At 33.3% G+C, this 7,101-nt stretch carries 8 protein-coding genes and 1 riboswitch; of the genes, 5 read left to right on the top strand and 3 right to left on the bottom strand.

Annotation, left to right across the window (positions count from 1 at the left end):
• The first annotated feature begins 323 nt into the window (after positions 1-323).
• Positions 324-1,694: a terminase large subunit gene (locus BBS29_RS02615; protein WP_083286805.1), complete on the top strand. Its 1,371-nt coding sequence runs from the start codon at positions 324-326 to the stop codon at positions 1,692-1,694.
• Between the two features lie 94 nt (positions 1,695-1,788).
• Here the strand turns inward: BBS29_RS02615 and BBS29_RS02610 are convergent, their stop codons facing one another.
• Positions 1,789-2,331 carry a recombinase family protein gene (locus BBS29_RS02610; protein WP_068128765.1) on the bottom strand — a complete coding sequence of 181 codons (543 nt, stop codon included), beginning with the start codon at positions 2,329-2,331 and terminating at the stop codon, positions 1,789-1,791.
• A gap of 178 nt (positions 2,332-2,509) precedes the next feature.
• Here BBS29_RS02610 and BBS29_RS02605 point away from each other — a divergent pair, with 178 nt between their 5' ends.
• The gene (locus tag BBS29_RS02605; RefSeq protein ID WP_068128763.1) at positions 2,510-3,955 is read left to right on the top strand and encodes a SulP family inorganic anion transporter; all 1,446 of its coding nucleotides are present in this window, start codon (positions 2,510-2,512) and stop codon (positions 3,953-3,955) included.
• A 27-nt stretch (positions 3,956-3,982) separates the two neighbouring features.
• On the top strand, positions 3,983-4,402 hold the full coding sequence (locus BBS29_RS02600; protein ID WP_068128761.1) for a universal stress protein: 420 nt from the start codon (positions 3,983-3,985) through the stop codon (positions 4,400-4,402).
• Between the two features lie 219 nt (positions 4,403-4,621).
• Here BBS29_RS02600 and BBS29_RS02595 read toward each other — a convergent pair whose 3' ends face one another.
• Together BBS29_RS02595 and BBS29_RS02590 are read right to left on the bottom strand one after the other, a co-directional pair.
• On the bottom strand, positions 4,622-4,936 hold the full coding sequence (locus BBS29_RS02595; RefSeq protein WP_068128759.1) for a DMT family transporter: 315 nt from the start codon (positions 4,934-4,936) through the stop codon (positions 4,622-4,624).
• A complete protein-coding gene (locus tag BBS29_RS02590; protein WP_068128757.1) occupies positions 4,936-5,286 on the bottom strand; it encodes a DMT family transporter in 351 nt (116 codons plus the stop codon). The genes BBS29_RS02595 and BBS29_RS02590 overlap by 1 nt, the downstream gene beginning before the upstream one ends.
• 46 nt (positions 5,287-5,332) lie before the next feature.
• Positions 5,333-5,431, bottom strand: a riboswitch (guanidine-I (ykkC/yxkD leader).
• Positions 5,432-5,706: 275 nt separating this feature from the next.
• Here BBS29_RS02590 and BBS29_RS02585 point away from each other — a divergent pair.
• Both BBS29_RS02585 and BBS29_RS02580 read left to right on the top strand, forming a co-directional pair.
• Positions 5,707-6,408 (top strand): dihydropteridine reductase, encoded by a 702-nt coding sequence (locus BBS29_RS02585; protein ID WP_068128755.1) that lies wholly within the window; start codon positions 5,707-5,709, stop codon positions 6,406-6,408.
• A 19-nt stretch (positions 6,409-6,427) separates the two neighbouring features.
• Positions 6,428-6,988, top strand: a complete 561-nt coding sequence (locus tag BBS29_RS02580) for a TetR/AcrR family transcriptional regulator (protein WP_068128753.1) — start codon at positions 6,428-6,430, stop codon at positions 6,986-6,988.
• The last annotated feature ends 113 nt before the right edge of the window (positions 6,989-7,101 follow it).

Raw genomic sequence — 7,101 nt, 5'->3', positions numbered from 1 at the left:
ATAATGAACTGTATTTATTACAAAAATGCTAAAAATACCCAAGTGCTAATTCTCCTTCCGTTTTAAGTGTTAAAACTTAGACGAAAATGGAGAAGTCAATTACAAATAATGAACAATTACCCATTTAAATTCCTCCTTGTTAAACCTAAAGTTATTTTAACACATAAATTGTGAATTAAACAGTGAATATTGTTCTGCAAAAGGGTACAGATTGTGGAACAATTAAATAGATGTCTTAAGCTCAGATAGCAATCTGGGCTTTTTTGTCGTGCAAAACTTTATAAATTCATTTAGTTTTTTTATTTGCTAAGGGGGTGGTTATAATTAGAAAGCTAGAAATTTATAAACCAACAATCTTTAAAGCTGAACAATCTTACTACGATAAGGATGCTGCTGATATGGCAGTAAACTTTATAAGTTATTTAAAACATACAAAAGGTGAATGGTTTGGAAAAAACTTTGACTTGATAGATTGGCAGGAGCAGATTATTCGAGATGTATTTGGGACGATGAAGCCTAATGGCTATCGACAGTTTAATACTGCCTATATTGAGATAGCTAAGAAACAAGGAAAGTCAGAACTTGCCGCTGCGGTTGCCTTACTTTTAACATGTGGTGACTTTGAACATGGTGGAGAAGTATATGGATGTGCTGCGGATAGGCAACAAGCATCGATTGTATTTGACGTTGCAGTTGATATGGTGGAACAATCACCCGCACTTAAGGCACGATTTAAACCCGTCCTTTCACAAAAACGATTGATTTATAAACCATTGGGTAGTTTCTATCAAGTGTTATCTGCGGAAGCTTATACAAAACATGGATTGAACGTCCATGGGGTAGTTTTTGATGAGTTACATGCACAACCGAACCGAAGGCTATACGATGTTATGACTCATGGTTCAGGGGACGCAAGGAAACAACCATTGTATTTCTTAATCACAACTGCAGGAAATGACCAGCATTCAATATGTTACGAAGTACATCAGAAAGCAAAAGATGTACTTGAGGGAAGAAAAATAGATCCTACTTTTTATCCTGTTATCTATGGTGCAGAGGAAGATGATGATTGGACAGACCCTGAAGTTTGGAAGAAGGCAAATCCATCACTAGGAATTACAGTTGATATTGAGAAAGTCGAACAAGCATGTGAAAGTGCGAAACAAAATCCAGCTGAGGAGAACTTGTTTAGGCAGTTACGACTGAATCAATGGGTAAAGCAATCTGTCAGATGGATGCCAATGGAAAAGTGGGACAGATGTGGTTTGCCAGTTGACCCTGAAAGTTTAATTGGTAGAGAGTGCTATGCGGGTTTAGACTTATCATCGACAACAGATATAACCGCATTTGTTTTAATCTTTCCACCAGAATATGAAGATGATAAATATGTGATATTGCCATACTTTTGGATACCAGAAGAAAACATCAGACAACGTGTGGATCGGGACAGAGTACCTTACGAAGAAATATATCGATTGCGGGAACTGAAGCAGGAAGTCATGATGAAAAACGTAGCGCGAGAAGGACTTAGACAGCGGATTGTAGAAATGACAAAGTATTTAAAAGAGCAACCGCAGCAACTTGAAACATACGATGACCTGCTTGTAAGGCAGTTAATTGAAAGAGTGACGATTCATAAAAGGAATTTAACGATTGAGTTTAAATCGGGTATTGAAAAGGAAATAGCAATATAAAATAAAAACTAACGCAGCGTATTTTCAGAATATGCTACGTTAGTTTAAATTAACAATATAGGATTAAACTGTTTCTTTGAATGTAGAATGATAATTAACTTTCAAGATATCTATATAAGGTAGATTTACTAATACCAGTTTCATTTCTTATTTCAGATAGGCTATATTTTTTACTTTGATACATATTAATAGCGCGTTTTACATTTTCATCAGGTAATCGTGGTCTTCCGGCAGTAACTCCTCTTTGTTTTGCCTTATTTAATCCCTTCTTGGTCTTTTCGCTAATTACATCACTTTGAAATTCAACTAGATGTTTTACAATATAACTAAATTGATACCCACTTTCATTGCTCGTATCAATATCTTCTCTAATTGATTTTATGTAGGCACCTTTGTGTTCAATCATCTGTAATAGCTCGACTAAATGTAGTGTAGAGTCCGCTAGCGAATATAATTTAGTGATTATTATTTTGTCACCTTGTTCAAGTGTATGGATCATTTCGTTAAGTTTAGTTCGATTCTTTGCGGAAGAATGATTTTCGATAATTATTTTATCGCAATTTATTTCACGAAGTGTTGTTATTTGTTTATTATAATTATCATCATCACTTTCAGGTCTTATATAACCAATCAACATATTAAACACCCCTTTATTTTAAAAAAGAAGCCCTAATAATTATATCATAAAATATAATATGTTATTTCCCATAATGGTTCCATTTTGGGACGAAAGGTGTTAAACTATTTTTATTAAGGTCAGTTTGGATTTTTCGAGGGATAAAAAATAAATTTAAACAGAAGAGGTGTAGATTTAAGTGTTAGAGAAAATAAAAAGAGAATGGTTTTCAAATGTGAGAGGGGATATACTTGCTGGAATTGTTGTTGCATTAGCACTAATACCTGAAGCAATTGCATTTTCCATCATAGCAGGTGTAGATCCCATGGTTGGTTTATATGCCTCCTTTTGTATCGCTGTAATTATAGCATTTGTCGGAGGACGACCGGGAATGATTTCAGGAGCTACTGGTGCAATGGCATTACTTATGGTTCCTTTAGTAAAAGAACATGGACTTGATTATTTACTGGTTGCAACTATCCTAACAGGTGTAATCCAAATATTATTTGGTATATTTAAAGTAGCTAAAGTGATGAAATTCATACCAAGAGCTGTCATGATAGGTTTTGTAAATGCATTAGCGATTCTAATTTTTATGGCTCAGGTATCTCACTTTATTGGGATTTCTAATTTGACGTATGTATTTGTAGCAATTACATTAGCAATCGTGTATATACTTCCGAGATTTTTCAAAGCTGTTCCAGCTCCATTAATCGCAATTATTGCATTGACAGCCGTAGCACTTTATACCAATGTTGATTTACGCACTGTCGGTGATTTAGGAGCTATCACAAGAACATTGCCAGAGTTTTTTATTCCAAACGTTCCATTTACGTTGGAAACATTAGTAATTGTATTTCCTTTTTCCCTAGCGTTAGCTATTGTTGGATTACTGGAGTCTTTACTTACAGCTTCCATTGTAGATGATATGACAGACACAGAAAGTGATAAAAACAGAGAGTCAAGAGGACAAGGTATTGCAAATATTGTTACAGGGTTCTTTGGTGGGATGGCTGGATGTGCAATGATCGGTCAATCTGTTATAAATGTGAAGTCTGGTGGACGTGGAAGGTTATCTACCTTTATTGCCGGGATATTCTTGATGTTTTTAATTATAGTATTAGGGGACTTAGTCATACAAATCCCAATGCCTGTATTAGTAGGAATAATGATTATGGTTTCAATAGGGACATTTGATTGGTCATCGTTTACTTATCTTAGAAGAGCTCCCAAAACTGATTCAATTGTTATGTTGGTAACCGTAGGAATAGTTGTAGCTACCAATGATTTATCAAAGGGTGTTATTGCAGGGGTTATACTTAGTGCGATCTTCTTTGTAGCTAAAATATCAAAGTTAAAAGTGAAAAGTAAACATCAAGATAATAAAGTAATTTATGAAGTGGAAGGTCAGTTGTTTTTTGCATCAACTGAAGACTTTTTAAAGTCATTTGATTTCAATTTGGAGAATAAAAATATAATAATTGATTTTTCAGATTCACATATTTGGGATGACTCTGCTGTAGGGGCAGTTGATAAAGCAGTGATTAAATTTCAAGAAAAAGATAATAAGGTAACTATCATTGGTTTAGATACATCAAGCAGAGAGATATTCCATAAACTCGCTGTGAATAATAATGTAGATTAAACAATTAATAAAATAGGAGGTTTGAAAATGTATAAAAGATTATTACTAGCTGTTGATGGATCAGAAAACTCATTACGAGCAACTGATGAAGCGGTGAAAATCGCTTCGTTAATTTCCGATTGTAGAATTGAAATTATTTATGTTGTTGATTATTCAAAATCTAAAAATGAAATTCTTCATTCACAGGGAAAAGAAGAACTTGAATATACTCGTCGCAAAATACTTTCTCCAATAGAAGAAAAAGTGAAGTCGAAAAATATAGAATATAAACTTGAAATACTACATGGATATCCTGGTCCTACTATTATTGAATACGCAAATAAGGAAAAGGTTGATATGGTTGTTATAGGTAGTCGGGGACTCAATTCATTGCAAGAAATGGTATTAGGTAGCGTAAGTCATAAAGTAATGAAAAGAGTAAATTGCCCAGCTCTAATAGTCAAATAAAAATATTAAAACCAAAAATTTTTATCATAAAAAATCAGTTGATATGTTCCCACAAACCTACAAATTAGTCGACATGTTCCCGAATACGAACATTTCATTAAAAATAGCAAATTCATCAATTCTATCAACTCGTACCATGTGGAGGTGGTGGCGTTATTAGAACGAAAATTGATATAGAAATAAAAAATGCCCGTTAGATTTTAGTCTAACAGGCATTTTTTATGAAATGAGTTTTAAGCCAATTGCACTGCTAAGAATCAGTGCAATAAATAATATTCTATAAATACTTTTTGATTCTCCAAAGTAAAACATACCAATAAGTGAACTACATACAACGCTTATTCCTGTCCATATTGCGTAAGCTGTTCCCATAGTAATATAAATCAACGAATAGTGAAGGAACAATAGTGACATACCTATACCAATGATAATGTAAATGACAGTTTGCCAATCCTTTTTTATAGTTAAGCGGTTGATCATTGAAACCGCAAATGTTTCAAATATGCCTGAAATAACTAAGCTTATCCATGCCATCAGCTCTCATACCTCGCCTCACTTTGCTGTTTTTCATAATCTGTGACAATCATTAACCCAATCACGCTAGTTAGAAGTATTAAAATTAAAAAAATCTTCAACCAATTGAAAGGTTCTCCAAAGAATAATATTTCTACAACTACAGTACCACCAGCTCCTAATCCAACAAACATAGTATATACGGTAGTAGTAGGTAGTACCTGTGCAACTTTGATCATTAAAGTGTTACTTAATATGATTAAAATGACAGTAAGTGTCCATGTTAAAAAGTTATACGAATGAGCAAGTCCGATAACCCATAATACTTCAAAAAAAGATGCTAAAAATAAAGTGAACCAATATTTTTTCATTGTTACCCCCAATAAAATTAAAAAGCCTGAGAAAACTGATATCAGTTTCTCCCAGGCTTTTATCCTTCCGTGACACAGAAAAATCTGTGAGTTTTCTCTCGGACCAGGCTAACTTAAAAGTTACGGAACCCTAGAAAACATTTCATATTTACTTATTAGTCAATAATATTTTAGATGATTTTAATATCATTTTCAAATCAACAAGAATTAATTAATAACAGTATTTCCCTTTTAATTATTATATAACTAGAAAAAGTCGTAAAAGTAGAGAATGGAGAAGTGACCATAAATAAGATTAAACCAACAAAAGATAATCTTAAAAATTTGAAATCTGACGCGTGTCAGAATATACTAAATGGTGTAGTACGACGCATGTGAAGTTAGACGAAATTATAAATTATATATAGAGGAGCATGCTTAATGCAAATATATTGGACTAAAATAAATAAGATTAAAGATGAGAATTCAGAAGTCAAAACATACTTCTTAGACTGTCCTGAGGACTTCACTTGGGAAGAGGGCGCACATACGCATTTTGCACTGAAAGGTTTCCAAGATGAAAATGTTGGCAAGAAAATGGTACGCCATATGTCTATCTCAACAACGAATGATGAAAGTGTAATAGGAATTACAACACGTATCAGAGATCTGCCTTCTGAATTTAAAAAAGCATTAAAGGAACATTCAGTTGGAGATGATGTTGCATTATTTAAAACTCATTCCAACGTGCCGCTAAAAAGAGAAAACAAGAATATTTACTTACTATCATCAGGTGTTGGTTTAGCAACATTTAGACCACTTGTTCTTGAATATTTAAAACGTGCGGATGACGTAAATCAAATTCATTCACTAAATATTGATTCATCAAAAGAATTTTTATTCTCTGATGTATTCGAGAGTTCGACAGAGAAGAAATTTACTTCTGAGTTTGTGGATAACCGTCAAAGTTATTATGAGAGAGTAAAAGAACTTGCTGAAGACAAAGGCGGTCTATTTTATGTTGTAGGTAGCGACGAGTTCATTGTACAAAACATAGAATTATTACGCGAACAAGGTATTCTAAAAGAGCAGATTTTACTTGATAAGCATGCAGTACAATTACCTAAATATTTTACTGCTTAAGTAGTTAGGAGTAGTTAAATTGAGTAGAGATAAAATTAAAGAAGTCGCAATTCAACATTTTAATCATTATGGCTACGCAGGGACAAGTCTTTCTAAAATTGCAGCAGAAGTCGGTATTCGTAAACAGTCACTAGCATATCATTTTCCAAATAAATGTGAGCTATTTCAAAATGTATATAAAGAGGTAGTGGAGAAAGAAATTAATTTTGTCCAAAATTATTTTCAGGAAAATAAAGATAAACAACTAGATGAGCAGCTATATAATTTTTTGTCTCTACACAAAGAACGATTTCTATCAGATCATAATGCAACACTTATGTTAACGACAACGCTTCAGACACCTGAAGGTATACCAAAAGATATCTTAGAAGCGCCCTATAGATTTATCAGAATATTAACTGAAACACTAAAAAGTTGTTTCCAAAAAGAATCATTCCGACTAAGTGCAGAAGACTGCGCACTCGCTTTTGTTACGTTAATCGATGGTCTAAATATCCAGCTAGTTTATGAAGACAAAGAGAGATATGAACGACTACAAAAGATAACATGGGATATATTTTGGTCAGGGATTCAAAAATAAAATGGTTAAGACCTATCACAGTCCGAATTTAAAACGTTACGTTGGGCCAGATAATGGTTTGTTAGGGAAAAACCAATGTAAGAATCACTAGGATCATCAAAACAAAATGCCGA

Source organism: Nosocomiicoccus ampullae (genome assembly GCF_001696685.1).
Lineage (GTDB): Bacteria > Bacillota > Bacilli > Staphylococcales > Salinicoccaceae > Nosocomiicoccus > Nosocomiicoccus ampullae_A.
Note: the sequence above shows the minus strand (reverse complement) of the source record. Positions and strands in the feature narration are given on the sequence as shown.

What these genes read in the sequence shown, in the direction of transcription:
- BBS29_RS02600 (WP_068128761.1), top strand. Translation starts at nt 3,983, where the DNA reads ATGTATAAAAGATTATTACTAGCTGTTGATGGATCAGAAAACTCATTA.
- BBS29_RS02610 (WP_068128765.1), bottom strand. Translation starts at nt 2,331, where the DNA reads ATGTTGATTGGTTATATAAGACCTGAAAGTGATGATGATAATTATAAT.
- BBS29_RS02585 (WP_068128755.1), top strand. Translation starts at nt 5,707, where the DNA reads ATGCAAATATATTGGACTAAAATAAATAAGATTAAAGATGAGAATTCA.
- BBS29_RS02590 (WP_068128757.1), bottom strand. Translation starts at nt 5,286, where the DNA reads ATGAAAAAATATTGGTTCACTTTATTTTTAGCATCTTTTTTTGAAGTA.
- BBS29_RS02595 (WP_068128759.1), bottom strand. Translation starts at nt 4,936, where the DNA reads ATGGCATGGATAAGCTTAGTTATTTCAGGCATATTTGAAACATTTGCG.